Below are 23848 nucleotides of genomic sequence, written 5' to 3' on the forward strand. Positions count from 1 at the left end.
ATAAAACAGTGACTTAGCGGCTGTTCTCTCAAGACAACGTGAACTGCTAAGTGGTTTAATGGCCTTTAAGCGTATGAAACCCAGAGTAAATACGTGTGAAGGTGGTAAACCAACACGCTGCACCAAAGATATAAGCAATGACGGCAAAGTGTTGCGGTAACAAACAAAATAGCACCAAACAACCAATGGTTTCAGTACCTTCGGTTAAACCGCTCATGTAGTAGAGAGATTTGTGTTTATACACTGGATTATCGATGCCTTGTTTGCCTGCCATGATGGCAAAAGCCAAAAAGCTGCTTCCCGTCCCGACAAAGGAAAAAATCAAAAATGCCCCTGCAATGGCATTTTGTTCTGGATTTGCCAACACAAAACCAAAAGGAATCAGGGAATAGAACAGAAAATCCAAGCTGATATCGAGAAAACCACCCGCATCGGTAATGCCTTGAATTCTCGCCAGTGCGCCGTCTAATCCATCACAGATTCTGTTCAGCAAAATAAACAGCAACGCCAACAAGTACTGTTCGGCGATCAAAGCCGGTAGGGCAAAACAGCCAAGCACAAAACCAAATACTGTCGTCTGATTTGCGGTGATGCCACATTTATCGAGGTATGTCGCACTGATGGCCAGCGGTTTGCGGATGAGCTTTATACTCAGGCTATCAAGCATGGTTTGTCTCCCACGGCCAATTTAGGCAGCGGCTGCCATTAGGAATATCATCCTCATCGTGCGTTACCATCAAAGTAGGGATGTTCGCTTGCTGTAATTGTTCGACCACCCAATTGCGAAATTGTACACGCAGGTCTTTATCCAACTTGCTATAGGGTTCATCAAGTAGCGCAACTTTCGGCTTTGCCAGCAGCATACGAGTCAATGAGATACGGGCGCGTTGTCCTCCGGAGATTTGATCTGGGAAGGATTCGGCAAGTTTGGTCAATGCAATGTTCTTCAGTGCTTGCATGGCGTGTGCTTTACGCTCCTCACCTTTGATTGAGTTTGGTAGCGCGAAGGCAAGGTTCTCCCACACCGTCAAGTGAGGGAAGAGCAAATCGTCTTGGAATAGAATACCGACCTGACGCTTATGGGCAGGGAGGGCATCCAACTTTTCGTTATCAAGCGTAATGGATCCAGAGTAGTTGAACTCGGCGGAGAGATGTCCAGCAATGGCATCCAACAAAGTGGATTTACCACAACCGCTTGGTCCCATCAGAGTAACAATTTCACCTTTCTCTACGGTCATGTTGAACGCTGAGAAAAGCGTGTCGCCATTGGTTTTACGGATGGCGAGGTTTTCGAGACAAAGACTCATTCAGTAGTAAACCTTTTATAGACAAGCGGCGATACTTCACATGTAATCGGCTTAGTAGTATCGCAAAAGAGAAGAACAAGAATGGCAGCAGAGCTTGCCAAATGGCGTAAATCGCGGTGACACGTCGGTCAAAACCACTGGATAGCGCAACGGCTTCGGTTGTAATGGTGCTGATGCGCCCAGCCCCTAGCACCAATGTCGGCAGGTATTGCGCCAGACTTACGCTAATACCGACAGCCCATGCGAATGCAATCGCAGGTAGTAAAATTGGCAGTTTCACTTTTAACCAAGCTTGCATCGGTGATTTACCCAAGCTGAGTGCGACTCGAGTTAACCCATTGTCGAAGCTGCGCCACGGACCGTCTAGCGAGAGGTAAATAAATGGGAATGCGAAGAACACATGCGCCCAGCATACCCAAAAGAAATACGCGTTACTGTTTAAGTACAGCGTTACTACTTGCATACCGAATAGCACGGATAGCTGAGGAATCAGCATTGGGATGGCGATGATGTAACCGGGCACCTGCCAGCGATAACGAAGGCGATACTCGTGTGCGATCAAGGCAAGGGCTAGAGCGATGGTCGCGCTGATAACGGCAATCAGCATGCTCTGCTCCAGTGTGCCAAGAATGCTGTGCCACTCATATTCCCAAAATCGCAGGCTGTAGCGGCTCGGTAGTAAATCTGGAAAGCGCCAGCGTTGAGCAAAGCTCCACACCACCATGAGTGGAATCATTAGAAGTGCGAGTAGCGCAATCAGTGAAAACAGGGTCTTACCGGGTAAACGAAACCCGTTTCGACCAGAGTACTGCCAGCGTTTGAAGCCTTTGGTAATACACCATTCCATCAAGCGTGCAAATCCAATCAAAAGGCTAGCGATCGAAAACAACACGACCGCGCCTGCGGCAGCTCTTGGTAGAAGTGATAAATCTGGGTCGTTAAACCACTGCCATACCAAAACCGCAAACGTTGGTGGGTTGGTAGGGCCAATAATCAATGCAACATCGACAACCGACAAGCTGTAAGCCAATACCGCCAGCATTGGAAAGCGCAGTTTTGCTATCCATTGTGGGAACACGCATTTCCACCACGCTTGCGCCGAACTGTAGCCCATCGAATGACTGACTTTTTCAATCTTATCGACTTTCAATTGCTGAAGAATTGGAATACTCATCAACAATAAAAACGGCACTTCTTTAATCGCAAGCATGATGATCAAACCGAGTGCATGCGGAGCTTTAATCAGCAATGCTAAGTCATTCACCGTTTGCGCATTGGGATCGTAACCAAACAGTTGGTTGAGAACCCTAACGCCCATACCAGTTGGGGCAAACAAGAACGCAAAGCCAATCGCAAACGCTACGTGCGGCATGGCAAGAAGTGGCGAGAGGCTTACTTCAATTTTTCGCCAAAACTTGCTGCCCCACGATGCTTGCAAAATCGCAAATGTGATCAAGCAAGCCAAGTAACTACTGAAAATGGCAGAGTAGAAAGTAAGCCCGATGGATGTCCAAACACCCTCCCAATCAAAAACAGCGTTAAAGCCATCTAAAGAAAAGTGGTGCAAGCCGATAGGAGGTACATAACCGAGCGCAGAGACCACCACTCCGAGTAGTCCCGGAATGGTAGGCAAAATACAAACTGCGATAATGACTAAATATAGCGCTCTTAACATGGGCTCTTATTAATTCCCGTAGCGTTTCAACCATTCTTTTTCTAAGGCAGATTGCCAACTTGGATGCGGCTCAGCGATAGATTTGAATTGTTGAGTATGTTTAGCCGAACCTGTTAGGTATTGGCTGCTTAGCACTGAAGGATCGCCCCAGATGTTAAGGTTACCTTTGCGAGATTGTGCTTCAGGGCTCAATAAAAAGTTTATCGCAACTTGCGCACCGGCACTGGCATTTGCGTTCCAAGGAATCGCTAAGAAGTGAATGTTTGAGAGTGCACCTGCGTCCATCGCATACGCTTTGGTGGTTTCTGCAAGGTTACCGCTCGACTGAGCAGAGAAAACCGCGTTCGGGTTAAAGGTAATTGCCAGGTCAGTCTGACCATCATCTAGTAGTTGAAGGGTTTCTGCTGTACCGCCTGGGAACTGTTTACCACCGCGCCAAGCGACTTTATGGAACTCATCTAGATAAGCCCACAGCGGTTGAGTGATTTGCTCAAATGTTTCACCAGTGACTGGTTTTTGTAAAGCGGGATCGTTGTTGGTCAACTCAATCAACAGTGCTTTAATAAAGCTTGTACCATGAAACTCTGGTGGGCGAGGGTAAGTTAGGCGATTTGGAAACGCTTTTGCGTAACTCAGCATTTCTGCGAATGATTTTGGAGGGTTATGCAGGGTTTGCTCATCATGGATAAACACTAATTGCCCCACCCCCCAAGGTGCTTCCAGACCTTCAGTCGGCTCTGAAAAATCCACATCAATTGGCAATGATTTATCGACGTATTGCCAGCTTGGCAAACCTTCAACAAAAGGACCAAACAGCAATTGGTTATCCTTCATTGATTTGAAGTTTTCGCCATTGATCCAAACCATATCAACACTGCCACCTCTGTTTTTACCTGCGGCTTTTTCTGCGATAAGTCGAGTGGTGGTCTCAGAAATATCGGTGACTTTAACGTGGTTTAGCGTCACGTTATAACGCGATTTTAGCTCTCTACTCGCCCACTGGATGTAGCGATTAATTTCTTGGCTTCCGCCCCAAGCATGAAAGTAGACGGATTGTCCGTCGGCTTGTTGTTCGATTTTTTGCCATTCACTAGCAACCGATGAGTTGGCAAAAGAAGATGTCGCGAAAGTGGTGGCTAAAATGCCAACGGTACTGAGTAGCTTTTTCATATCTATTCCGTGTTATGTCTTTTTATTCTCGTTTCCGGCGTTATTGACGTCTAAACAAGTCGCTCCGCTTTGTTACAAGGATAGTAATCCATCTCTGTCTATTATCAATGCCAATCCCAAACGGAATCACTCATTGATTCAAAGAATTATTCTCAATGTGAAGCAAAACGAAGAAAGGACAATTCTGGTGTCGTTTTAGGTATACAGGAGCGGACCGCTTGTTTGACGATATTCTTTCAAGTAATTGAAAATTATTGTCCTCAAGCAACTTCGATATGTTGATTTGGAAGACTGAACCCGCGTCGTAGACGTGGCGTTGAGGGCGTAAAGAGGGAAAGAGTTTGTCGTTTTAAACGATTTTTCTAACCGAAACGTGCGAAACAGACATCCTGCCTGCTTTGATATGGATTAGGAGACATAAAAAAAGCAGCCATTTTATGGCTGCTCTTAGAATATGAAATGGGACTTAGTTTACCCAATCACGCAACTGAAACGTTAGTTCGTGAACGTCATTTTTAAGCATTAGCCCTTCTTTGGTTAGCGTTATATCACTCCATTCAGTAAGAGTTTCAGACATCGCTTGCTCAATTTTCATTTGGTCATCCATACACATCTTCATGGTCATTCCCATTTTTTCGATGCGTAGTTGATTGTTTTTTAGTTCAGCTTGACCAAAGAAGTTGTTACACCCCGCGTTACCATTTGCAGTCAGATTTTCTCCGATTTCTAAGCGAGGCGCTTGCTGACGTTCTTTTAATTCGATGTTTTTACCATCAATCTGAACCAGCTCCCAATTATGGTGCTGTAAATCTTGAGCCGTAATTTCTTTCACATTGTCACCGTTGCTAGCACATGCAGTCATAAGAACAGGAAGAGAGATTGCTGTAACTAACGTTTTTAGGCTAAGCTTCATTTTATAGACTCCGTTTTTAGAAAACGTGGTAAGTATAGGTAATAAAACACTGTTTTTGTCAGCATAAGGTAATAGTTTCGTATTACTGTGACAGAGTCCAGTTTATATACTCAAACGGCTTCAAGGTGCAAGATGTATAGCACTGTTGGGAGCGTATCTTGAAGTCGTTATAATATCATTACAGCACAGCGAGCAAAAAACGGTTAGAGCATGGAGCAACTAGAGTTTTTTACCGTCCCAAACCCTTGCGTTGGTATTTGTAGTGTGGACGAGAAAGGGTATTGCAAAGGATGTATGCGTAAAAGAGAAGAGCGATTTAACTGGCTCACTTATACGCCTGCTCAACAGTTGCATGTGATTAAACTATGCCGTCAGCGCTATAGAAGAAAGGTATTGGCAGGGAAGGGAAAGGCAGAAGAGTCTCAAGAAGAATTATCACCACAGCAAGATCTCTTTTAAATTTCGAATTATCCCGGCTCGGCAATAATCAATGATGAGCCGGGACTGTATTAGCTCTTACTATGCGGTGCGTGTAAGGCAAACTCGTTAAATTAGCGCTACTTCATTGACCAACGGTCACTGACCCATCCCCCAGCATGTTCGTCAAAGTGGCTTCCTGAAAATCGATGATTGAATTCAACATCTAATTTACTAGTAGGGCGTTCATCCATCAGTTGATGAATGTATCTTGCCATAGGGTCCGTGCAAGCTTCGCGCTCTCTACGGGTAACCACTTCTTTGATCATTTGAAGTCTGTAGCTATTGCTGGCTCGTTTCATTTTTGACCTCCTGAACTCGATGGCAGCAGTTTGAACATATTGACGTCCAGATCGCTGCTCATTGGTGAACGCTTGGCGGCGAATCACCTTCGTTTTAGGTCAAAAAGACAAATTGTTTGAGAGCAGTGTTTGTAACGCCATTCACATCTTTCCTAGAATCATCCACTAAGCTACGAAACTTCATAGCGAAAAGTTAGTTGATGAATCTGTATTTTCGAAAGACCTTATCAAACATAGAAGCCCAGCACATGGGCGTCAACAACACAAATGAATAATTTTTGAACACTTTATGAAGGGCGATAATTTTCAGCACTTTAACGAAAATAAAAAAACCGAAGCGTCACGCTTCGGTTTTTAGGGAGGCACTGACGGAACAACTTCTAAAAGCGCTTCACGTCAGAGTGTAAGGTGTTTTTAGCTATTAGTTGCTGGGCAACCTTTCACAGCTTGACCGTTACTGAAGTACTTGATGTTTTCTAAGTTCTTGTTGTAGCTATCCGCAGAGATCTGTGGGTTATTTACGAAGAACTCACGTAAAACGTATGCATCGGTTAGCTGGGTAGATTGAACATCGATGATTGGATAGTTATCGCCACCAGCAGCACTGAAGCTGATTACAGAGAATGTGTACGTTGCGTCTAGATCGAAGCCTTTATTGTTAATGTCGGTAATGGTTACTGAGCCAGCATCACAATTTACATCTAAAGTGATGTTATCTAGTTGAGCGTAAGCACCAGAGCCTGCAGATTTCGTCGCAACCACATCTAGGTATTCTTTAACTTCTTTACCTGTCATAGTTGCTTTAGTCACGAAGTTACCAAATGGCTGAACGGTTAGTACATCACGGTAAGTGATATCACCATCTTGGATTGAATCACGCACACCGCCAGAGTTCATCACACCAAAGTCAGCACCTACCGTTTTGTAAGTACGATATGCCTCGCCCAGTAGATGACCTAGGTTAGTTTGTTGAGAGCGAACTACGTTACGATCACCTTCTAACTTACCCGTCGTATTAGAAATCTTCTCATCTAATAACTCTTGACCTTGCTGTTGGTATGGCAGTAGTAACGCTTTTACCGTCGCATCTTGTTGAATGCGTTCACCGATCACTTCATCGTTGTCGTCCAAAAGGTTTACAGGAATCAGTGCATAGTTCGCTAAGTGAAGCTTGCCGTCGTAATATTCGAAGTCCGCACGACCCACATATTTACCCCACTCATGCGCTTGCATAATCCAAGTGCCTTTTTGTTGGTCTGGCGCGCAATCATCACCAGGTTTGAAATCAGCATACTCATTGGTACCTGGCTCCATACACACTGGGTTTTGTGAGTGACCACCGATGATAGCGTCTAGTTGTCCCTCTTCAAGAGAGCGAGCGAGCTTCACGTCCCCTGGTGCTTCACTACCATTGTTACCATCTTGGTAGTGACCCATGTGCGTCGTTGCAAATACTAGGTCTACTTTTTCGTTTTCTTCGATTTCCTTAAGTACTTTTTTGATTTCAACTTGAGGGTCTTCGAAGTGGATGTTTGATACGTTGTCTGGATTAACGAGCTTCGCTGTGTCCTGGGTGGTTAGACCAATAACAGCGATCTTAAGGCCGTTGATAGTAAATACTTTGTAAGGGTCGAAGTAACGCTCATTGGTATCTTTCTTATAGATATTCGCAGCCAGCATAGGGAAGTCAGCTAGCTCAGCTTGCATGTCGAGAATATCTAGTGAGTTATCAAACTCGTGGTTACCGACAGCCATTGCATCGTAACCAAGTAGGTTCATCCCTACGAAGTCTGGAACCGCATCTTGCATGTCTGATTCTGGTACGCCGGTATTAATATCACCGCCAGACAGCAGAATGGTTTCACCGCCTTTTGCTTCGACTTCTGCGCGAATAGATTCGATTAAAGTGTGACGCGCAGCCATGCCATATTCGCCGTCGCTGTTATGCCAAAAGCGACCGTGGTTATCGTTAGTGTGGAGAACGGTGAACTTAGTACAAGAATCTGCAGTCTCGCAGGTTACTGGAGAATTATCGCTGTCTGAGCCGCATCCTGCTAGCGCAGCGCCCACTGCCATTACCAAAAGAGATTTGGAAAACTTCATAAGGGATCCTTTCTTTGTGATTTTGTTATTGTTACGGCGTGAAATATACGGAATTAATGTGAAACTTTAGTGATCTATCTCTTATTTATACTTCTATCGGAGACATGAATTAATAAGCCTGCAAACTACGTCTCCAATTAAACAGAAATAGTTTTTAGTATATTGAAATTAGAGGGAGGGGGCTATTTTGTGAAGTGGCCAATTGAATGAATGTGGTTTGTGTGAATCAATGCGCATTTTTGCGAAGTATAGCGCTGATTTTGGTGATTATTTTGCCAAGTTCATGTTTTTCTTAGCAGCTATGACACAAATCGTTATAAATTTTCGCTCTGATGATGAGGGAAATGTTTTGTATATAAAATGATCACTGTAAAACCCAAACTCGTTTGATCTTGGCTTACTCTGTTTAATACAACCAGAAAGGGTATTTCTCTCTGTACTATAATTGCGACCGTTTAGAAATCTTATGCCTTAGATATCGTTTATTTATTCTTATTCGATACCTTACCGTGTTTATCCCGCTTTCGATACCCGGATGTTAAAACAAATAGATTCAATCTAATGAGCGAAAGTGAAACGTAAATAACGAGGCGTTTTCTTCGGATATTACGATGTGCACTATCATTGAATTAATGAAAATGAAATGGAGTAATGTAAAGCGTTGCATCTGTGGCTGCTCGCTTTGAGCTTCGATTTAAAGAGTAGGGTTGAAAGAATTTGTAAGTGGTGAATTTTAAGAAAGGATAGTAATGAGATACACAGTAAGGAACGCAGTCAGAGAGGAAGCAACTCAAATCGCCAAGATACATGTTGATTCGTGGCAGGTAGCATACAAAGGGTTAATGCCACAGAGCTACATCGATCAGTTTACGATTGAGCGCCGAGAAAGGATGTGGACGCGAGTCATGACTGAGCAACTGGCCCAATTGATCGTCGTTGAGAGACAAGGGGAAATCGTCGGCTTTTTAAGTTACGAACTACCTAACCACACCTGTGAAGATAAAACGGCGTGGGTAACATGTTGCTATGTCTCTCCTTTGCATTATGGGCAAGGGGCAGGGAGTGCATTGTTAGATGAACTAGAAACGCGTCTACTCTCTACGCCCGTTATGCAGATAAGCCTGAAAGCACTGGATACCAATAAACAGGGGCTTAACTTCTACAAGAAGTGTGGTTTTGTACGTACTGGAGAGGAAGAGACGGAAATCATAGACCGTATGACGCTGACGGATCTCACTTTAGTGAAGTACGTTGCCCGTTCATAAATCAATTGTTATATGCCACATATAGTAAAACCCCGGAGGTGGTAAGACTCCGGGGTTTTGAAATTTTTTAGATGTCTCGGTTGGTAAGTCCGATTATCTTTAATGCAAAAGGTTTGGATTTAATCCGATTAATTCCTTGGTAGGGAATTAGATACGGATGAAGTCCATGTGTTCAACTTTTGGCTTGAACGCGTGACGTTGAACGTCTTGTGGCTTAACTTTAACTTCTTTGCCATCGATAACTAGAACTAGGCCTTCGTAGAATTCAGGCTTGTCCATTTGGTTTACGATGTCGTCGTGGTTAAGAACGATAGCTACTGCTGCCTCTTCACCGCCGTATACAACTGCAGGGAATTTGCCAGCGTGACGTAGGCGGCGGCTCGCACCTTTACCTAGTTCAGTACGTACTACTGCTTCGAATTTCATAGTATTTACTCTCAAATTAGTAAAAATCAAATGTTCACAATCAACAATGCGACCTTGTTGTTCGTGGTAAAGCTTGAAACAGGAACTGTTCAAGCGAGCGCGGATACTATCATTCCACTTATAAATGGGCAACCCAAATCGTCCCCAAATCAACAAAAAGGTATGATTTATCTGGGTGTAAGGCTATCCCTTTTAACGCTTTGCTTGGATTTTGTTCACATCGGCTTCATTTTCATCGGTTTACTAATCATGGTCCGAAGAACAAAGTTTATGCGTTATATGCTTTATGTTCGGCTGAGATGCAAGACTAAAGATGCTTTTAAGCCACCTAAAGCGCTCGCTTCCAGTGTTAATTGACCTCGGTAACTGTGTGCCATTTCACTGACTATATTTAGACCAAGACCTGACCCAGGGGTCGCTTCATCCAATCTAACGCCTCTCTTGATTACTTGACTCAGTTTCTCTTTAGGGATACCTGGTCCGTCATCTTCAATGATGATGTGTATATTGTCTTTATCCTGAGAGGAGTGCACACGAATCATGTTGTTGGCCCACTTATAGGCATTTTCAAGCAAGTTACCCAGCATTTCGTCGAGATCGGTCTGCTCTACCGCTACATTCAGCTCTGAATCAAGTTCATTAATTAAGGAGATATCTCGGCTCGCATACACTTTATCAAACGCCATTGAGATAGCATCCACACGCTCTGCTGGGTTCGATTTCACTGATAAAATATTCATAGACCCCGCCATGCGGGCACGGCCCAGATGGTAATCGATATGATCTTGTATTTGATTGATCGGAGTACGCAGGCGGGATTGCGTCTCAGGTTCTAACGTCTGTACTTCATTTTTTAGGACAGAAAGTGGGGTTTTTAGCGCGTGTGAAAGATTGCCTGCATGATTCCTAGCTCGTTCTAACAATTCCTGATAATGGAAAAGCAGAGCGTTGAGGTCGAAGATAAGAGGAGAAATCTCTTTCGGATAGGTTTCTTCTAGACTCTTTTTGTTACCAGACTTCAGCTCGGCCAACTCTTTTTGTAACTTCGTAAGCGGACTCAATGACCATGCAATTTGCAGCAAAATGACGGCAAGAACCCCTGCGAATAATAAGCCTAAAATAAGCCAGAGTTGCCCGATTAGCGTTTGCAGGGTGCTTTTGATAGGCTCTTCGTCAATACCAATAATGATATGGATAGGCCCATCGTAATCTGGTAAGTACAGAGCTTTTTCTATGGTAATCAGCCTTTCGCCTCTCGCGCCGTAAGCATCGTTATCCAGACCTTTGTATTCGATTTTTTTGTCCCACAAAGAACGAGAACGCTCGAGACTCGTCTCAGTAGAGGCACTCCAATATAAACCACTGTAAGGTCGGTTAAATCGAGGATCTGAGAGCAGAGCAGCGAGTGAGAGGTGCCCAGTCTCATCGACTTCTAACTGAGCGGCGATTTCATCCATAAAAATGCTCAGCTGTGAGCGAGTGTCGTCAACCATATAGTTGTACACTTGGGTCGGTATCGTCACACCAGCTGCGAGGATCATTGCCGTCAACCAAACGATCGCCGCTAAAACGAGGCGACTTTTGATACTCAGTCGTTTTATTGCGTTCAACGGTAGCCTGTTCTTATTCGGCATTTAATTGGTATCCCAACCCTCGGACAGTTTTGATGATCTTTGGCGCGATTTTTTTGCGAATTCGGCCGATAAAAACTTCGATTGTGTTGGAGTCACGATCAAAGTCTTGTTTGTAAATGTGCTCGACGAGTTCGGTGCGAGAAATTACTTTTTCTGGGTTATGCATAAAGTAAGCGACCACTTTATACTCCAGCGCCGTTAAGCTTACTGCTTGCCCTTGCCACATTACTTTGGAAGTGCGCGTATCCAAGCTCAAGTCGCCAATTTGCATCACAGGAGAGGCGTTACCTGATGCTCTTCGCAGTTGCGCGCGAATACGAGCGATAAGCTCAACCATTTCAAACGGCTTAGTTAGGTAATCGTCTGCACCTGCGTTTAGACCTTCAACTCGCTGCGTTAGGGTATCGCGAGCACTCAGGATAACGACAGGGGTATTGATGTTTTCATCTCGAATGCCTTTTAGCACGGTAAGGCCATCCAATTTCGGCAGTCCTAGATCAAGAACAATAGCGTCCCATTCTTCCGATGTCGCGCGATACAGAGCGTCTATGCCATCTTGAGATAATTCTGGTACCCAGCCGGTACTTTCTAATGTTTCGATGATTTGCTCGCCTAAACGAGGGTCATCTTCAACGACAAGTATTTTCATATTGGTGATTCTTATTATGTTGGGAGTGTTATCGAAGTAAGCTACGCATTGCGTCGGGATTACGCATTAGACCAGTTTAGTTGTTTTGTGGCTTTAACGCTTTGTTAAAGCTGCGACCTTTGATCTCAAGCATTTCCAGCGTGGCGGCGTCATACTCAACTTTCAAGACGCTATTGTTGTACAGGATTTTCAGTTCATACACCCAAGCATCATCATCTTCTTCAAGCTCGACCTTGATGATACGGCCGTATAGGTCGTTTTCTACTGCGGCGTAAAGGTCCGAAAATGGTCGTATATATCCTTGTTGAACCGCGCGATAGACCTCATCTTGATCTTCATCGAATTCAATACGTGTTCCAGGCTTTTCGACATCTTGCACGATGGCGTGACCATTTTGTGAGGCATAGTAGTCGTCATGCTTGGCGAAACTTGGTGCACACATCAATGTCGTGATAAGGCCGAAAAGTAACGCAGAATGTTGAGAAGTCGTTGCTTTATACATAGTCAAACCTTTTCTAGAACGTTAGCCGCAGTATATCGGATATAGATGAACAGAGAGTGAATCATCGAGTTCAGTTTTACTAAATGTTGCAGAGGTTATTTCAACTCGTCTTCAAAAATTTTGTCTCGCAATTTCCAAAAGCGACCGGATTTCCTTGCAATAACAAACTGAGGTAAACGGAAACGATGTTGATTGGCAACAACACGTGTCGGTGAAGCCTCTTCAAAAGGGCGATGCTTGTCTGCCAAGTGAGGGCGCACAAACTGGTCTTTAAACGTTTGTTTTTGTTTTTTGGTACTCAATGACCAAAACTCATGAACTAACGCATTGCCTTCTCCTTGGTATGGTTCACCAGAATACGTCACCTTGAGTTGAGATTTACCATCACTGGACTTGAATACTGACAGGTCCATTTCTGTGCATTCAAAGATTAATGCATCCTTCAGATTAAGGGCTTCTTTTAATTTTTTATCTGGATCAACAAGCGTTGCGTCACACTCATGACAAATGCGCGCAGCAATATCGTTGTCGGCACCACATTCACCACAGTATTTGGCACGAAAACGGTAGCCACAGTGTTCACGCTCGCCTGTGTCTTCATCTTCAAAGTAACCCTGGCAACGTCTGCCAAAGTGTTCAACCAAGAAACCGTTACTATCCAACTTACCCCAGAAGTTGTTATTGAATCCGCAAGCCGGGCAGGGAATCGTGATAATTTCACTGTCAGAGTCTGGTTTGGGATCACCGACTTCAGGTTGGTATAAATCGTAGCTGTTGCCTGCGTAATCAAGCACTAAACATTCTGATTTTCCGTCTGATAAGCGTAATCCTCGCCCTACAATCTGCTGGTATAGACTGACTGACTCTGTTGGTCGCAAAATCGCGATTAAATCGACATGCGGCGCATCAAACCCGGTAGTCAGTACCGAAACATTGACCATATATTTTATTTGACGATTCTTGAACGCTTGGATGATCGCGTCACGTTCCGGCGTAGGTGTATCACCAATGACGATTTCAGTTTCGCCTTCTGGCAGTAAACTGTGGATCTCTTGTGCGTGTCGGACAGTCGCGGCGAAGATCATGACACCTTGACGTTCTCTCGCATATTGCATGATTTGCTCAACAATTTGCGGAGTGGCGCGTTTGGCTTTATCGATCACCATGTCCATTTCTGCTTCTTTGTAGCGTCCGGTGTTTGCGGGTTTCAGTTGCGAGAAGTCGTAAGACAAAACGGGCGCGTCCATCATGCGGGCTGGAGTGAGGAAGTTTTCGTCGAGCAAGTAACGGATCGGTAGTTCGAAAATACAATCGCGGAAGAATCGAGGCTCTTCGGTGCGTACTTGACCTCGGGTGTGATACTGATAAATCCAGCCCATTCCTAAACGATAGGGCGTTGCAGTTAGTCCCAGCACCTTAATGCCTGGGTTCAGTTCTCGTAAGTGAGTAATAACTTTTTGGTAGCTGCTGTTTTTGTCATCCGGCACACGATGGCACTCATCAATAACGAGCAGAGAAAACTGGTTTTTGAACGAATCTAAGTTACGTACGACCGATTGAACCGAAGCAAACACGACTTGCTGGTCAGTTTCTTTTCGCCCCAATCCTGCTGAGAAGATGGAACCTTTTAAACCATAACCTTCATACTTCGCGTGGTTTTGCTCGACCAGCTCTTTAACGTGAGCGAGGACTAACACTCTCCCTTTCGCAAGGCGAGCAAGTTCTGCGATCACCAAGCTTTTTCCGGCACCGGTTGGCAGCACGATCACTGCTGGTGTCGAGTGTTTACGAAAGTAATGAATGACTGCTTTAACCGAGTCGGCTTGATAAGGACGAAGTGTGTACATGAAAATATGTGAAATTGCTCAACTATTCGAACGAGGAACGCTATAATACCTGACTTTTATACCCAAGTGACCTTTAAACCAAGATTTGGAGATCACTTGGGTATAATTCAATGAGGTATTCATGCGTTTAGATAAATATTTGTGTGATGCTCTGGGTGCAACACGCAAACAGGCAACAAAGATCATCAAAAGTGGAGACATCACCGTTGACGGTGAGGTTCAAAAAAGTGGTGCATTTAAAGTACCTGAAGGTGCAGAAGTAATGTGGGAAGACCGCGTTATAGGTGCTCCTGGTCCTCGTTACATTATGTTGTATAAGCCTGCTGACTTTGTTTGTTCACATGAAGATGGCTACAACCAAACTGCATTCGCATTGCTTGATGAGCCTAAAATTGAAAACCTTCACTTTGCAGGCCGATTAGACGTAGACACAACCGGTTTGGTGTTGATTACGGATGATGGTAAGTGGTCTCACCGTATTACCTCACCTAAGCATAAGTGTGAGAAAACGTACCGTGTTTGGCTTGTCGATGCGATTCAGCCTGATTACGCGGAAAAGCTCGAACAAGGCATCATTTTGCGCAATGAATCAGAAGCAACATTACCTGCTCGTTTGGAGATCGTGAACGAGGCCGAGAATGAAGTATTGTTAACTATTGTGGAAGGTAAGTATCACCAAGTGAAACGCATGTTTGCGGCGTTAGGAAATAAAGTTGAGTACTTACATCGTGAGCGTATTGGTTCGATTGAACTCGATGAGGCACTAGAACCTGGCGATTATCGCTACCTCACGCCGGAAGAAATTGATTCTATTTGGAATTAATTATCGGCATGGGAAATTCTTTAGTTCCCAATTGGAACTAGTTTTTTGGTAGGAATTGGCTCAAAATTAATTTTCCTACCAAAATTAGTGCCTAGACGATTCCGGTGTGCTTACTCATCTCAGTGATATGCCTTTGCATTTAGCTGAGGCATGCATACTCTTATTGCAAAGCCTTCGGCTACGGTGAATAAATGGTGGAATCAATTCCATCATTTTTACTGCATTGTGTTTGTTTCCCATAAACACATTTCGCTTTCACATGCTTTTCTATGTCGAGTTCGTCAAGGTCACACCTTGGTACATATTTGCCCTTATGATTCTCGAACGTTGGATAGAACAGGTCTTTGGCTTCTGCATTCCGCGATATGAGAACTGTCCGTTATTTTCACTTTGCTCTGCAAGTATTGACGGTAGGGCTCCAACAAGAGGTAAAAGAATGACAGAAAAAGCTCAAAGTGCTCCGCAATCCCAAATCAGTTTTCTATTGTTTCTTGTATTAGGAGCGATTGGTGCTTTGACGCCTTTGGCGATCGACATGTATCTGCCTGCAATGCCAACCATCGCGAAAGATTTGGGGGTCGCGCCTGGCGCGGTTCAGATTACGTTGACGGCTTATACGGCAGGTTTTGCGATTGGCCAGTTAATTCATGGGCCGCTTGCCGATAGTTTTGGCCGTAGACCTGTACTGATTTTGGGTGTGCTTTTCTTTGGATTAGCGGCGGTAGTGAGTGCGACCACAAACGGCATCGATGCATTGACTTATGTGCGAACAGCACAAGGTTTTGCTGGCGCAGCAGCGGCGGTCATTATCCAAGCCGTCGTGCGTGATATGTTTGACCGTGAAGACTTTGCCCGTGCAATGTCTTTCGTCACCTTAGTGATCACCATGGCACCCTTGGTCGCGCCTATGATAGGTGGTCACCTAGCGATCTGGTTTGGTTGGCGTTCTATTTTTTGGGTATTAGCCATTTTCGCTGTGGTGGTAATTCTACTGGTACTTTGGAAAATCCCAGAGACGTTGAAACCAGAAAATCGTCAGCCGCTTCGTTTTCGCACTACGATGAGAAACTACGCCAGATTATGCTCCAACCCTGAAGCGATAGGTTTGATGCTTTCTGGAGCGTTTTCATTTTCCGGAATGTTTGCATTCCTGACTGCGGGCTCGTTTGTTTATATTGATTTATATGGTGTTCGACCAGACCACTTTGGTTATTTATTTGGTTTGAACATTGTTGCGATGATCATCATGACCAGTATTAATGGTCGCTTGGTGAAGAAAGTTGGCTCTCATGCCATGCTTCGTTTTGGGTTGTTCGTGCAACTTTTGGCTGGCATTGGTCTGTTCGTAAGTTGGTTGATGGACTTCGGATTGTGGGGCATCGTGCCTTTTGTTGTGCTGTTTATCGGTACATTGTCGACGATTGGTAGTAATGCGATGGCGCTGCTTTTAAGTGGCTACCCATCAATGGCGGGTACGGCATCGTCTCTGGCGGGGACGTTAAGATTCGGTATCGGCTCATTGGTTGGCGCGCTGGTGGCATCACTACCAGGTAATGTTGCGTGGCCGATGATCATCGTTATGTTTGCTTGTTCTGTGCTTTCAGCACAGTTTTATTGGACTTTAGGAAGAAAGGCGTAATGTCGAATTACACCAAAGAAATTCAAAACTTGGTTAACTCTGCTCTGAATGAACTGGAGCAGGAACATCGTTCTGGCAAGTTGGCCAATGCGCCAGTAGCGAACAACCACTATCTTGTTCGTTGGGTAACAAAAGCTCTGAAATCTCAGCGTTTTGGTCGAACGGTCGGCGATGACTTAACTCGTTGGCAAAAGGCGGGGCGTTCAAAGGGGAATAACGCTGGTTTGTTGTTTATCTTCAAACGTATTTCTGCTTTCTACGCGCAATTCTTCCCTGAAGGTGAAGATTCAAAAGTGATCAAAGACTCTGACGTCGAAGCTTTTTTGGACGTAATGGAGCAAGCGGGTTGGGAGGTTTCTACCTCTGAACAATTGGTTGGTTGTGGCAAAATCCAAATCTTCACGGAAGGTCAAAACTCTTTGGCGCTATGTGCAGATCAATGCGAAAGCTGCTTCGACGGCGAGCTGCTCGTCAAACCAATGAGCTGGTTTGTACGTGGCAACCATGCTGAGTTTGTTGAGAAAGCAGCGCAAGCGGGCTTTATGGTGCATAAAGTGACGGACTACAAATCGATGGTGAAATACCACGGCGAGTACCTTATCTTTCCTGCAAACGAAGGTAACCAATTGGCTGAGATTCCGTTGAGCTTCCAAGCTTAATCAACTTCTCACAGCAGTAGAATTGAAATACGAAAGCATCAGGCGTTTGAAACGTCTGATGCTTTTTTTTGTTACGTCACTCTGTATTTAAAAGCGATATTTCCAATAGACGCCACCATATAGACCTTCATAGCTTTGCAAAACGTCGCCCATCGTTTCGGTTTCGTTATTAAACAAGTAATCCTCTTCTGAGTAGTCTTCATAACGGAGGTTAAGCTGCACGTTTTGATTTTCAGATACTTCATAGTCAGCGATGACTTCAAATCGGTACGAGTTCGCCTCGTTATCAGGATATTGGTAGCCATCAGATGTGGTTGAAGATTTTCCATCAGCTTGGCTGTAGCTGTAATCAAACGAGATAGAAAGTTTGTCGTCTAGTAGCTGCTCTTTACTCACACCAAAGCCAATGGTTGTTATGTCATCTTTGAGTTTGGTGGTGTAGCGATTCCAACCGACAACGTCAGAGTTTGCTTGTTGTTGCTCGGAGCGGATGATCTGTTGATTGTAAAAAACATGCCCGCTTAGTCCGTCGAGTAAATTGAAGTTGACGCTGATATCGTAGCCGTAATCTTTTCCTTCGCTTAAACCTATATCGGGTTTAACATAGTCGTCGTTTCCGTACCAAAGCTCAGCAAGTAACTGGACATCGTTTGTTACGTCATAGCCGCCGTCGCCACGGAGCTCAATCCTCTCTTTATCGGCTAAATAGTATTGGCGCAAATTAGGCGAGTCGCTGCTGTCGTCCTGCCAATCAGAGCCATCGCGGAAAGAGTAGGAGACTTTACCGCCTAATTGCCACGGACTGTTTGGTCTGTACTGAGCACCAACAAAAACGCGTTGTTCATCGGTACGTTTTCGGTCGGCATAGCTTCGCTCGTCTTGTTTGAAGTGATAACCCGCATTCACCTTCACATCAGACGCAACACGATGCGTCAACGTTGTTTCCAGTTTGGTTTTTGTGTGGTCGTATTTTTCTCTGGTAGAGCCGATGATGGTGTTTCTATCGGAGTTATCGTCTTTGTCTGAATAGTCTGCAGAAATGGCGAAAGCTGTGTCTCGCGAAAGTTTGTTGTGGTAATCCGCGCTCATTTGCCAAGTGTTGGTTTCGCCATGGAATGTATTAGAGTTAACGGGGGACTGCGGGAATGGATTTAACCCGCCTTCAGAAGACGTCTGTGACCAAAGTAAGCGGCCACTGAACGTTTGTTGATTCAACCGATAATTCCCCGTGACAGCAAATTGGTGAAAGTCGTTGTCAGGCTCATACGCAAGGTGGTTGGCGTAAGGGTTAGTAACACCGCCGTAATAGAGTGCGGACTTGTCATTGCGGAAAAACGAGCCGCGATACGCAATATCCACCAGCCACAAATCTTCAATGTAGCTTACTCCTACTTGAGTATTTAAGGTTTCATGATCGACGGCTTTGGGTATGAATCCCGGCGCGTTGGCGTAACCCGGAATGGTCGATGAATAGAGCGAAGTTGTGCCTTCTTTACGTTCGTGCTTCATGGATGCATATGGCTTCCATAGCGTATGTGGTGTGTACTTGAGTTCTAACTTAAACGTCTCTCGCGTCACTGAGTTTTCATATTTCGATAGGTCACCACTAACGAGTGCATCTTCTCTTGGATGATACGCACTGAGTGAGGACTGATTCCAGAAATACGGAGTTTCGCTGTAACTGCCGAGGACACGTAATCCGTCGTACTGGCCCATTTCCCACTGCAGTAAGAAGCGTTGCAAACCAAGATCTTCGACGACGATTCGATTGTAGAATCCGTTGTCTTCATATTGTTCGATATCGGCGTTTAGGCTCGCGTTAAAGTGCTTATTGTCAGAGTTTGTACCGTAAACGGGCGGATTCCAATTATAGAATCGAGAGGAACCGTCGTTGTTAAGGTAACCGACGCCCGCGCTGACTTCTCCACTCCACGTGCTGTCGCTGCTGCATTCACTGCACTGCCAGCGGCTAGTGTCGGCTGGTTGAGAACGTTGTAACGAATAATCGTTGGCGTGCGCTTGCACAGCAAAAGCAAGGGAAATAGCGATGCACAGTTGAGATCGTTTCATGCCTCCCTCCTAATAACTTAATGTTTGACCACGTGGGTGGTTAGAGCCATGTACTTGATTGTGGCAGTTCAAACAACTTCCGCCACGCACTCTCAAGTCGTTTTCAGGAATGGCTACGTTTGCATGTGGCACACGGTGACATTCCTGACATAGCATTGGCAGCCGTTTATTGAGCAGGGCTTTGTTCACTGAACCATGAGGTGTGTGGCAGGATGTACAATCTTCAGTTACAGGCTCATGCTCCCATAAGAATGGGCCGCGTTTTTCTGCATGACACTCGTAACAAGCGTTATTGACGGTTGACCAGTTCAGGCTTGCTTCATTTAATGCCTGATGTGGATTGTGGCAGCTAGAACAAGTCATGACGCCGTCAATGATAGGATGACGACTGCGTTTGTGGATATCCGATTTGGTGCGGGAGTGGCAATCGGTGCATTTGTCTGCTTGCATTTCGGCAACCATCATCGGATCGTTTTTTTGATGCAGTTGGTGACAGCTTGCACAAGACAGCCCTTCAAAAGCGTGCTCACTGCTATGCCAAGTCGAGCGTTTCGCATCTTGGTGGCAAGATAAACACACGCTGTTTTGCTTTTCGGCCGGAACAGGGGAGTTTGGCCCAAAGGTGATCATCGGCTCACGAACTTGTCCTTTTCGCGGATTGCGCGCGTGATTGTTTGCTGGGCCATGGCATGCTTCACATTGTTTATCATTCATTGGCCCATGCAAATTCGCTGACTTGCCGTGGATGTTGTCGAAAATACCGGTTGCAGGTTTGTCTGAGGTATCGTCATGGCAACGAAGGCAGCCATCTGCTCCACGGCGTGAGTATTTCCCCTCAGAAAATTTGGTGTCCAATATAGTTTCAATTTCTTCTTGAGTTAACGTCGCCGCTTCGGGTTCTGGCTTGGCGACATCTTCCGAACTGACGGTGAAGATGACGCCTAACCCAAGTATCCCAGCTACCAACCACCGCAGAAACATTGCTTTCATAGCTCTTCCTTTTCTTATCCTTAGTTGTCAAAGCATTGTGTTCAATGACGAATTCAACGGTAGTCGTATACCTTGTGAACCTTATCTACCCCTTGGGACTGACCAATGGCATGGCAAGTCGCACATTGTTCGGAGCCCGTTGCTTGTGCTGCTGTGTCTGCTCCAAATACCGCGCCGTGATTCAGCATATGGTTCAGAGGCGCATCTCCTGCCACGGTATCCGGGTCAGCATTAGCTAAAGATGACTCTAAGTGACACGCGCCACAGGCGACTAATGCAGGACTAAAGTATTTACCACTCGCAAGAGAAGGGCGCGTATTTTGTTGGCTAGGTAAGTTGTATTGAGCATTGGTATGGCAGGCCTCACAGTTGTTGACTGCGCCAGGGAAAGGCGCTTCACCGCTATGAGCGGAGCCAAAGGCATGGAATGAGTGCACGTGGTACTTTAGATCAGCCGCCATTCCAGGATAAAACGCAGAACGTTCTGAGTTATGGCAATTTTTACATTGTTGGAAGTCGGTGGCAGCATGTGGATGCTCACCGAGCTTATGGATAGTCAGCTCTTTGTGACAATCGTTACACGATGAAATGTCCGCGCCCACTGGCAGTTTGTGTTGCTTGTTGATACCAGACACATCAAACGAGCCAGATGCGTTATTGGCGGCAATGACGAAAGGCGATTTGATAAGATCGATGCCTTCAAACGTGACGCATTCGGCGAGCTCGCCATCTCTACGGTTGGCACAAAGTGGCATGTCGGCGATGTTAACCGTCAACGTAGAGTTGGAGGTTGGCTTAATCGCAGCGTCAGTGAAGTCTTTATGACACAAGAATAGGCCTTCTCCTTGAGCCTCACAGCCGTCACCAAGTGCGCCATCATCGGCGACGTTGAGACTGTTGTTTGCGACCATCGGGCCTTGGCCGTTATCCCAGTTCAGCAACAAATTGAGGTGGCCATGTTCATTGATGAAAGGTGTCAGTTCGTCGATGGATCCAATACCTGAGCCCGCTTTCGACACTCTTAGTTCAACCTCAAACTGGTCATCAATAAATCGCGCGCTTTCAACGTTGATTTCAAGCGAATCACGTGCCTTTGCAAGATTCTCTAAACGCATTACGTGAACCGTTTTAGCACTTCGGCTCGCGTCTTGGCCGATGATTGGAGCGCCATTGTCATCTCGGTCATAAGGTCGGTGACAGCCCGAGCAGGAGTTTTGTGGCTCGCCGTTTCTTATCCAAGCCGTACCGATTTGGTTATCATGCGCGCCTCTGTCTCGGTACAAGTGACAGGTCTCACAGGCAACTTGGCTTGGGTGTTCAAACCAATTGTTGGCGTCTGATGCTTTCGCGACATCGGTTGAATGGCAGGTTGTACAGTTGCGGGCATCTTGCGGGAAAGGGTTGCCTTCAATGACTAAACCATTGATGTCGGTAACGAGCACGTCATTCTCGTCGACAGGCTGTTTGTAAGTCTCGGTGTTATTTCTGTCGCTACCTAATTTGAAAACATTACCGTGGTATTGATGAACAATGGCAGCGAGAGGGCGTCTGGCTGGCGCAGCGCCAGGGTTACTGTCATTGTGGCAAGCGGTACAAACGGCAATGTTGTTATCAATTGAGCGATAGCCCGGTCCATGATGAAGCGGTTCGCCCATATGACAGTTTTCACAGGTGCCTGTTTCAATCACATTGCGGGAGACAGCCGTATCTGAACTTTCTTGCGGCACCCATTCAAACACGTAGGTAAAACCGTTGCCTTGCTCGCCATACGCCATGACGATTCGGTGGAGTTTATTCGCATCCCAAGCGATAAAACCATTGTTGCTAGAAGAGTCGGCAGTATAAGGATCGGACACTTTCAAAACGTCAGGAATGGCAAACGTGTAGCGATATCCCTCGTCTATTTTTACTAATGTTCCATCCCAAACACTCTCCATGCTTGCACGGTTATTTGCGGTGTTGCTTGAGTGATGGAAACTCTTCCAATAAGTGTTTCCATGACGCCCATTGAAGGCAAAGGCTGGATCGCTCGAGTTTTGTGTATCGACACGAGAGGGCATTGCTTTAAGAAGTGCGATGCGAAAATCTCTCGTTTCGTCTAGCTCATGAGGTCTGCCACTGGCGTCTTTGACGGTAAAATTGACCACCAGTTTGGTTTCCCCGGTTTCTTGAGTGACCAATGATGGCTCGGAAACACTGATCTCGAAATCACCAAGTGCAGGTGGTGGTGTATTCTGATCGTTTTTGCTGTCTGGACCACATCCGGTGAGCAGTAAAATAAACAATATTAATGTAGCGATCGACTTTAAACCGTTCATAGTCCCTCTCGATTCGTCCTAAAGTAAGTGGGAATGCATGGGAATGGTTGAATATTTCAATAAACGATTGATTGAAATATTAATTTTATATTCAAGACAAAAGAAAAATATCCATATTTACATCGCTTGAATAAATCGAAATACATGGCTTGTAAGAGTATAGACGCAATATGAAATATTATTAAAATAAACCGCTATTTTTGTGTGTGAATTTTGGGGTTGGATTTATTATCATTTTAAATCAATTGTTTGGGTTGGATTTTCTGCGATTTAAGAGGTCGGCGCAGAAAAAGTGAGGGTATTGAACTACGCTACTTTAAATAGTTGACGGCTTAATATTTTTATCTTGGATATCGTTGGTTTTAAGTCGCGTTTATAAATTGATTTTCTTATCGTTTATTCGCTGTCTGGTTTTGATTAATAAAGATAATTACTACGGAGTCAGTCTAATATGCACCAGATAATTAAATTCTCACTAAAAATTTCCTCAGTGTTAGCCATCAGTTCTGCTTTGGTTTCCCACAGTTTAGCATCACCAAGTGAGCTAATTTCACAATACGAATGTGAAGCCTGTCATGGGCCAGACGGTGTTAGTTCCGACACGAATATTCCTACCATCGCAGGGATTCCCGAGTTCAACTTTTTTGACCAGATGTTGCGTTACCTTGAAGGCAGACCCTCAGCTTCGGTTAATCACGTATACGGAGACACGAGCAAAAAAGGCGACATGGTGTCGATAGTTAAATCTTTATCTGAGGCGCAGATTGAAGAGTTAGCAAAACATTATGCTGGGCTCGAGTTTGTGCCAGCTAAGCAGTCTTTTGATCAAGCGTTAGCGATGAAAGGTAAGGCTATCCACGCGAAAAGTTGCGAGAACTGTCATTCGGATGGTGGCAGTAACGCTCTGGATGAAGCTTCGATTTTAGCTGGTCAGCAGAAGGGCTATCTTGCCACTACGTTGCAACAGTTTAAGCAAGGCAAACGCTCCGTTGATAAAAAAATGGATGAGGCGTTCAAAGGGCTTAGTGCCGATGATTTAAACGCGCTCGTAGAATACTATGCGAGTTATCGCTAGCGCT

Annotated in this window: 21 protein-coding genes; 6 read left to right on the forward strand and 15 right to left on the reverse strand. The window is 45.1% G+C overall.

Annotated elements, in window-relative coordinates:
• Window positions 1-55 precede the first annotated feature (55 nt).
• The 5 genes from L3V32_RS03085 to L3V32_RS03105 form a co-directional block, all read right to left on the reverse strand.
• Complete coding sequence (locus L3V32_RS03085) at window positions 56-667, reverse strand: CDP-alcohol phosphatidyltransferase family protein (RefSeq protein WP_053807232.1); 612 nt, start codon at window positions 665-667, stop codon at window positions 56-58.
• Window positions 660-1307, reverse strand: coding sequence for an ATP-binding cassette domain-containing protein (locus tag L3V32_RS03090; protein ID WP_152812384.1), 648 nt, complete (start codon window positions 1305-1307; stop codon window positions 660-662). The genes L3V32_RS03085 and L3V32_RS03090 overlap by 8 nt, the downstream gene beginning before the upstream one ends.
• Window positions 1273-2982: an ABC transporter permease gene (locus L3V32_RS03095; protein ID WP_237283784.1), complete on the reverse strand. Its 1710-nt coding sequence runs from the start codon at window positions 2980-2982 to the stop codon at window positions 1273-1275. The genes L3V32_RS03090 and L3V32_RS03095 overlap by 35 nt, the downstream gene beginning before the upstream one ends.
• A gap of 9 nt (window positions 2983-2991) precedes the next feature.
• On the reverse strand, window positions 2992-4152 hold the full coding sequence (locus tag L3V32_RS03100) for an ABC transporter substrate-binding protein (RefSeq protein ID WP_237283785.1): 1161 nt from the start codon (window positions 4150-4152) through the stop codon (window positions 2992-2994).
• A 466-nt stretch (window positions 4153-4618) separates the two neighbouring features.
• Window positions 4619-5065: an META domain-containing protein gene (locus L3V32_RS03105; RefSeq protein ID WP_161445215.1), complete on the reverse strand. Its 447-nt coding sequence runs from the start codon at window positions 5063-5065 to the stop codon at window positions 4619-4621.
• A gap of 210 nt (window positions 5066-5275) precedes the next feature.
• On the opposite strand from L3V32_RS03105, the gene L3V32_RS03110 reads away from it, so the two are divergent.
• Window positions 5276-5524 carry a DUF1289 domain-containing protein gene (locus L3V32_RS03110; RefSeq protein WP_012841935.1) on the forward strand — a complete coding sequence of 83 codons (249 nt, stop codon included), beginning with the start codon at window positions 5276-5278 and terminating at the stop codon, window positions 5522-5524.
• A 98-nt stretch (window positions 5525-5622) separates the two neighbouring features.
• Here L3V32_RS03110 and L3V32_RS03115 read toward each other — a convergent pair whose 3' ends face one another.
• Both L3V32_RS03115 and ushA read right to left on the reverse strand, forming a co-directional pair.
• Complete coding sequence (locus tag L3V32_RS03115) at window positions 5623-5844, reverse strand: hypothetical protein (RefSeq protein WP_005393249.1); 222 nt, start codon at window positions 5842-5844, stop codon at window positions 5623-5625.
• Window positions 5845-6258: 414 nt separating this feature from the next.
• Window positions 6259-7947 (reverse strand): bifunctional UDP-sugar hydrolase/5'-nucleotidase UshA, encoded by a 1689-nt coding sequence (ushA, locus tag L3V32_RS03120; protein WP_041852973.1) that lies wholly within the window; start codon window positions 7945-7947, stop codon window positions 6259-6261.
• Window positions 7948-8696: 749 nt separating this feature from the next.
• On the opposite strand from ushA, the gene L3V32_RS03125 reads away from it, so the two are divergent.
• The gene (locus L3V32_RS03125) at window positions 8697-9212 is read left to right on the forward strand and encodes a GNAT family N-acetyltransferase (RefSeq protein ID WP_041852972.1); all 516 of its coding nucleotides are present in this window, start codon (window positions 8697-8699) and stop codon (window positions 9210-9212) included.
• A gap of 147 nt (window positions 9213-9359) precedes the next feature.
• Here the strand turns inward: L3V32_RS03125 and rplY are convergent, their stop codons facing one another.
• From rplY to L3V32_RS03150, 5 genes are all read right to left on the reverse strand, one after another.
• Entirely contained in the window at window positions 9360-9638 is a 279-nt protein-coding gene (gene rplY, locus L3V32_RS03130; RefSeq protein WP_005393245.1) for a 50S ribosomal protein L25, read from the reverse strand.
• 284 nt (window positions 9639-9922) lie between these two features.
• Entirely contained in the window at window positions 9923-11272 is a 1350-nt protein-coding gene (locus tag L3V32_RS03135; RefSeq protein WP_237283786.1) for an ATP-binding protein, read from the reverse strand.
• A complete protein-coding gene (locus L3V32_RS03140; RefSeq protein WP_005378073.1) occupies window positions 11262-11921 on the reverse strand; it encodes a response regulator transcription factor in 660 nt (219 codons plus the stop codon). Before L3V32_RS03140 ends, L3V32_RS03135 begins: the two co-directional genes overlap by 11 nt.
• A 76-nt stretch (window positions 11922-11997) precedes the next feature.
• Window positions 11998-12423 carry a PepSY domain-containing protein gene (locus L3V32_RS03145; RefSeq protein WP_012841930.1) on the reverse strand — a complete coding sequence of 142 codons (426 nt, stop codon included), beginning with the start codon at window positions 12421-12423 and terminating at the stop codon, window positions 11998-12000.
• Between the two features lie 95 nt (window positions 12424-12518).
• A complete protein-coding gene (locus L3V32_RS03150; protein ID WP_104969302.1) occupies window positions 12519-14270 on the reverse strand; it encodes a DEAD/DEAH box helicase in 1752 nt (583 codons plus the stop codon).
• A 121-nt stretch (window positions 14271-14391) separates the two neighbouring features.
• Between L3V32_RS03150 and rsuA the strand changes: the two genes are divergently transcribed.
• The 3 genes from rsuA (at window position 14392) to L3V32_RS03165 (ending at window position 17391) form a co-directional block, all read left to right on the forward strand.
• Window positions 14392-15093, forward strand: coding sequence for a 16S rRNA pseudouridine(516) synthase RsuA (gene rsuA, locus L3V32_RS03155; protein ID WP_167426700.1), 702 nt, complete (start codon window positions 14392-14394; stop codon window positions 15091-15093).
• Window positions 15094-15529: 436 nt separating this feature from the next.
• Window positions 15530-16732: a Bcr/CflA family multidrug efflux MFS transporter gene (locus tag L3V32_RS03160; protein WP_237283787.1), complete on the forward strand. Its 1203-nt coding sequence runs from the start codon at window positions 15530-15532 to the stop codon at window positions 16730-16732.
• Window positions 16732-17391: a DUF2913 family protein gene (locus L3V32_RS03165; RefSeq protein ID WP_167426699.1), complete on the forward strand. Its 660-nt coding sequence runs from the start codon at window positions 16732-16734 to the stop codon at window positions 17389-17391. The genes L3V32_RS03160 and L3V32_RS03165 overlap by 1 nt, the downstream gene beginning before the upstream one ends.
• Before the next feature lie 87 nt (window positions 17392-17478).
• Here L3V32_RS03165 and L3V32_RS03170 read toward each other — a convergent pair whose 3' ends face one another.
• The 3 genes from L3V32_RS03170 to L3V32_RS03180 are packed head-to-tail and all read right to left on the reverse strand — an operon-like array spanning window position 17479 to window position 22769.
• Window positions 17479-19461, reverse strand: a complete 1983-nt coding sequence (locus L3V32_RS03170) for an MtrB/PioB family decaheme-associated outer membrane protein (protein ID WP_237283788.1) — start codon at window positions 19459-19461, stop codon at window positions 17479-17481.
• Window positions 19462-19470: 9 nt separating this feature from the next.
• The gene (locus L3V32_RS03175; RefSeq protein ID WP_237283789.1) at window positions 19471-20451 is read right to left on the reverse strand and encodes a DmsE family decaheme c-type cytochrome; all 981 of its coding nucleotides are present in this window, start codon (window positions 20449-20451) and stop codon (window positions 19471-19473) included.
• A 53-nt stretch (window positions 20452-20504) separates the two neighbouring features.
• Window positions 20505-22769: an OmcA/MtrC family decaheme c-type cytochrome gene (locus L3V32_RS03180; protein ID WP_237283790.1), complete on the reverse strand. Its 2265-nt coding sequence runs from the start codon at window positions 22767-22769 to the stop codon at window positions 20505-20507.
• Window positions 22770-23220: 451 nt separating this feature from the next.
• Here L3V32_RS03180 and L3V32_RS03185 point away from each other — a divergent pair, with 451 nt between their 5' ends.
• A complete protein-coding gene (locus L3V32_RS03185) occupies window positions 23221-23844 on the forward strand; it encodes a c-type cytochrome (protein ID WP_237283791.1) in 624 nt (207 codons plus the stop codon).
• The last annotated feature ends 4 nt before the right edge of the window (window positions 23845-23848 follow it).

This window comes from Vibrio sp. J2-4 (genome assembly GCF_021728155.1).
Taxonomy (GTDB): domain Bacteria; phylum Pseudomonadota; class Gammaproteobacteria; order Enterobacterales; family Vibrionaceae; genus Vibrio; species Vibrio diabolicus.

What these genes read in the sequence shown, in the direction of transcription:
- rplY (WP_005393245.1), bottom strand. Translation starts at nt 9,638, where the DNA reads ATGAAATTCGAAGCAGTAGTACGTACTGAACTAGGTAAAGGTGCGAGC.
- L3V32_RS03140 (WP_005378073.1), bottom strand. Translation starts at nt 11,921, where the DNA reads ATGAAAATACTTGTCGTTGAAGATGACCCTCGTTTAGGCGAGCAAATC.
- L3V32_RS03145 (WP_012841930.1), bottom strand. Translation starts at nt 12,423, where the DNA reads ATGTATAAAGCAACGACTTCTCAACATTCTGCGTTACTTTTCGGCCTT.
- L3V32_RS03185 (WP_237283791.1), top strand. Translation starts at nt 23,221, where the DNA reads ATGCACCAGATAATTAAATTCTCACTAAAAATTTCCTCAGTGTTAGCC.
- L3V32_RS03170 (WP_237283788.1), bottom strand. Translation starts at nt 19,461, where the DNA reads ATGAAACGATCTCAACTGTGCATCGCTATTTCCCTTGCTTTTGCTGTG.
- ushA (WP_041852973.1), bottom strand. Translation starts at nt 7,947, where the DNA reads ATGAAGTTTTCCAAATCTCTTTTGGTAATGGCAGTGGGCGCTGCGCTA.
- L3V32_RS03115 (WP_005393249.1), bottom strand. Translation starts at nt 5,844, where the DNA reads ATGAAACGAGCCAGCAATAGCTACAGACTTCAAATGATCAAAGAAGTG.
- L3V32_RS03165 (WP_167426699.1), top strand. Translation starts at nt 16,732, where the DNA reads ATGTCGAATTACACCAAAGAAATTCAAAACTTGGTTAACTCTGCTCTG.
- L3V32_RS03090 (WP_152812384.1), bottom strand. Translation starts at nt 1,307, where the DNA reads ATGAGTCTTTGTCTCGAAAACCTCGCCATCCGTAAAACCAATGGCGAC.
- L3V32_RS03105 (WP_161445215.1), bottom strand. Translation starts at nt 5,065, where the DNA reads ATGAAGCTTAGCCTAAAAACGTTAGTTACAGCAATCTCTCTTCCTGTT.
- rsuA (WP_167426700.1), top strand. Translation starts at nt 14,392, where the DNA reads ATGCGTTTAGATAAATATTTGTGTGATGCTCTGGGTGCAACACGCAAA.
- L3V32_RS03160 (WP_237283787.1), top strand. Translation starts at nt 15,530, where the DNA reads ATGACAGAAAAAGCTCAAAGTGCTCCGCAATCCCAAATCAGTTTTCTA.
- L3V32_RS03125 (WP_041852972.1), top strand. Translation starts at nt 8,697, where the DNA reads ATGAGATACACAGTAAGGAACGCAGTCAGAGAGGAAGCAACTCAAATC.
- L3V32_RS03110 (WP_012841935.1), top strand. Translation starts at nt 5,276, where the DNA reads ATGGAGCAACTAGAGTTTTTTACCGTCCCAAACCCTTGCGTTGGTATT.
- L3V32_RS03175 (WP_237283789.1), bottom strand. Translation starts at nt 20,451, where the DNA reads ATGAAAGCAATGTTTCTGCGGTGGTTGGTAGCTGGGATACTTGGGTTA.
- L3V32_RS03085 (WP_053807232.1), bottom strand. Translation starts at nt 667, where the DNA reads ATGCTTGATAGCCTGAGTATAAAGCTCATCCGCAAACCGCTGGCCATC.
- L3V32_RS03095 (WP_237283784.1), bottom strand. Translation starts at nt 2,982, where the DNA reads ATGTTAAGAGCGCTATATTTAGTCATTATCGCAGTTTGTATTTTGCCT.
- L3V32_RS03150 (WP_104969302.1), bottom strand. Translation starts at nt 14,270, where the DNA reads ATGTACACACTTCGTCCTTATCAAGCCGACTCGGTTAAAGCAGTCATT.
- L3V32_RS03180 (WP_237283790.1), bottom strand. Translation starts at nt 22,769, where the DNA reads ATGAACGGTTTAAAGTCGATCGCTACATTAATATTGTTTATTTTACTG.
- L3V32_RS03100 (WP_237283785.1), bottom strand. Translation starts at nt 4,152, where the DNA reads ATGAAAAAGCTACTCAGTACCGTTGGCATTTTAGCCACCACTTTCGCG.
- L3V32_RS03135 (WP_237283786.1), bottom strand. Translation starts at nt 11,272, where the DNA reads ATGCCGAATAAGAACAGGCTACCGTTGAACGCAATAAAACGACTGAGT.